The organism is Actinomyces sp. ZJ308 (assembly GCF_011752065.1).
Lineage (GTDB): Bacteria > Actinomycetota > Actinomycetes > Actinomycetales > Actinomycetaceae > Actinomyces.
This window is the reverse complement of sequence record NZ_JAAIJY010000064.1, coordinates 1-3,157: the sequence shown is the minus strand read 5'-3', so window position 1 is coordinate 3,157 and position 3,157 is coordinate 1. Positions and strand designations below refer to the sequence as shown.

Here is a 3,157-nt window from a genome sequence, read left to right as displayed (position 1 = left end):
CCGCGCCGGGTCGGCCAGTGCCTCCAAGGTCATCCTCGTGGCTCGCTCGCGCAGCTCATCGGGGTACTTCTTCTGTCCCATGACAGTGATCCTTCCGTGTCATCACTGCCTCCATCAAACCCGGGGCGATTCACCTCACTGTCCACAGGACCCCGCCCCACCGCGGCCTGGGAGGCCCCCGTCGAGGCGGGCGCTGGCGTGTCCGCCGCCAGCTCCTGGGGCACCACCAGGCTGCGTACCGCCGCCTCGTTGCGGCGCTCCAGCACCACCTTCCCGTCGGCGTCCTGGGAGCGCGCCAGCGGCGCCCACCTGGCCGACCGGCCACCGGCCACCAGGCCCAGCAGGCCCCACTGCTCCAAGCGCCTCAGCCACCGCTGCACCGTCCGCACGCAACAGCCCGCTAGCTCCGCGATCCTAGCGTTCACTACCCGCGTCGTGCGCGAGGCCCCGTCAACCCAGTCACACAGGCCCCGAGCCACACGCACCAGGGTCTCCACCTGCGCATCCCGCAGACCCCGCGCCTCAGCCACCTCACGCACAGCCTCCAACCACACCGACACCCTGGGAGCCAGCACGCACCCCTCCGGCACGCTCGCAGCCACCAGCAGACGCGACCGCTCCATCATCGTCGACGGGCGACGCCACTTACGAACCGACGAATTCGGCACGAAGCCAACGGAAACCCGCCCACCATCTAAAGCATTAATTGGATTAGAAACCTTAGATTCCAGTTCTACCCTTGCGGAAGTTGCGTCCATCAACTACTCTCTAACCATCATCTGGAGCGCGTTTCGGCGTACTCCATCCAGGCCCCCGACCAAAGGGTTCGAAAATTTGTGGTCGGGTGCTGTTGTTTTTTGGTTCTCGCCCTCGCCCGGTCCGCCGGTCGGGGGCGAGTCTCATGAACCCCTCTCTACGCGGCCGCCCCGGCACTCACCCCCTCCACCGGGAACAGCGCCAGCTGCTCACCGGTCCCGATCATGCGGTGCGACGACGCCCTACGCGCCGGGGCCGGCGCAGCAGACGGGGCCTGAACCACGACCCCCGCCACCACCGTCCGCAGCCACCGCATCTGAGAAGCACTCAACACCTCACCCCAGGCCAAGCCAGCGACGGCCAGGCCCTCAGTGATCCGCTCCCGCAGCAACCACACCAGCGCAGACTCCAGCCCCCCGCGCCGACTACCGGCGACCAGACTCATCCACGCCCCCGCAGCACCCGGCGAGACCCCCAGAGCCGCCAGAACCCCCTCACCAGCGTCCTCGCGCGCCGACCGGTGGCGCTCACGCGCATACGTCGACGCCGCCAGCTCCGCCACCCGACACGTCCCAGCCCGAGCAACGCAGGCAGGCACTGACGCCCACACCAGAGCATCAGCCACCCCCTCCAGGCAGGGCCCAAGATCCTCGTCCCTCACCCAGACCCGCCGCCGTTCGACCTCCACCGAGCCAGGAGACGTAAACCCCGTCCCAGCCGCAAGGTCAGCAAGGTCCAAACCCACACAGCTGACTCGCTCACGCATCCGATGAGGATGCGCAGAATCACCGCTCAGCCCGTGCTGGCGATTCCTCTCCTGGTGCCCCTGCACCATCCACACCGCACGAGTCACCAGCACCGCCCACAGGTCACTACCAGCCGCACGCAGGTCCCGACGCATCAGCAGCATCTCCACCACCGAAGCAGCCAAATCCGCCACCACCTCACCCCATGAGGCCGTACCGGAGTCCACCAGCTCCGCGACTCTCCCCGGTCCCACCTTCAGCGGAACCAGCCGCACGATCTCACTCGCTACCTGACGCCCCAAAGGCGAATCCCACACCCCCGGCGACGCCTCCACAGCATCCAACGCCGACGCCAGACCCGCCGACGTCGACACATCCACGTCCTCAACCCAAGACGTCACAGCCGATCACCTCCAGTACCGTCCAGCACCACCGACACGGCGGCGCTACCGCCTTCCAGATCCGTAAAGCCCCAAGCCGTCGACTGAAGACACCTGTCCTCCATGAGCAGGTCCCAATGACGCTCAAGCAGGCCCTCAAACACACTGCGCTCCACTGGCCGAGCCGCACTGACGCAGTAGCCCGTTGGCTCCTGGACCAGCCAGCCCGACACCTCCCAGCCGCAGTCCAAGCACTCATCCGGCCAGAACCGCAGCCCATGAGCATGGTCAAAAGACACCCGCAGCAGCCCGTTCAGATCACTCGCCCCTGCCGGCTCCGCACCCGAGACCCACTCAAACACCCGGTCAAACCGCACGAAGAACGACAACCCGCTAAACGAGATCCCTGTGACCTCGTCAACCACCGGCCGCCAACCGAGCTCCGCATCGTCCTGAAGATCCACCAGCAGCAGCCGCTCAAACTCCACCAGCCCCCGCCGCGGCCGACTCGGGTCAGCCGACCCGGACAACACCGGTGGCGCAGGCCGGGCGCCAGCACGCTCCTGACGAAAACCCTCAAGCGCCTCCAAGCCGGCCAGCGCCCGACGACGATTAACCCGCAGCCCCTCCAGCGAGTACGACCACCCCTCCGCAGCAGCACCCGCCAGGATCTCCAGCTCCGGCCCCGTCGCCGGCGCACCATCCCCAGGAACCACCAAGGAATCCAAAGTAGTCACGATAGAACTCCTCCCTTCACTGAGATTCCGGACGCAACACGTCGTCAGCAGCTCTCATGAAGCCCTCACCAGGCTTGAAACGCATCGAGCCGTGGAAGAAGGACTCACCCCCGGCTTCCTGACTACTGGTTTCCTGAACCGGAAGCAGGCAGAAGGCAACCGACTCAAGCCAGTCGTCTTTCCCTAAACGGTGCCCGTGCCGCTGGATCACTCCCTCAAACACGCTGCGATCCACGGACCTCAACTCGTAGCCGTCGTCAACCATCCAGTCCGACACGCACCAGGCACACTCAAGGCGCTCGTCCGCCCAGAACCCAAAGCCCTCCGCAGGGTCATACGACACCCGCAGACCAGGATTCGTGCCGATAGGTGGCACCCACCCAGGGGGCGCCTCAAACAAGCGGTTGAATCGCCCCGGGTTTGATGGAGGCAGTGATGACACGGAAGGATCACTGTCATGGGACAGAAGAAGTACCCCGATGAGCTGCGCGAGCGAGCCACGAGGATGACCTTGGAGGCACTGGCCGACCCGGCGCGG

Annotated in this window: 4 protein-coding genes; all 4 read right to left on the bottom strand. The window is 66.2% G+C overall.

What is annotated here, in order from left to right:
- Nucleotides 1-29 precede the first annotated feature (29 nt).
- Nucleotides 30-623, bottom strand: coding sequence for a helix-turn-helix domain-containing protein (locus HCR68_RS14500; RefSeq protein ID WP_279587002.1), 594 nt, complete (start codon nucleotides 621-623; stop codon nucleotides 30-32).
- Between the two features lie 290 nt (nucleotides 624-913).
- The gene (locus tag HCR68_RS13820) at nucleotides 914-1,201 is read right to left on the bottom strand and encodes a hypothetical protein (RefSeq protein ID WP_167150428.1); all 288 of its coding nucleotides are present in this window, start codon (nucleotides 1,199-1,201) and stop codon (nucleotides 914-916) included.
- A gap of 698 nt (nucleotides 1,202-1,899) precedes the next feature.
- Entirely contained in the window at nucleotides 1,900-2,619 is a 720-nt protein-coding gene (locus tag HCR68_RS13815) for a hypothetical protein (protein WP_167150426.1), read from the bottom strand.
- Nucleotides 2,620-2,635: 16 nt separating this feature from the next.
- Nucleotides 2,636-3,157 (bottom strand): hypothetical protein (locus HCR68_RS13810; RefSeq protein ID WP_208320625.1); only part of this gene is annotated, 522 nt, incomplete at its 5' end.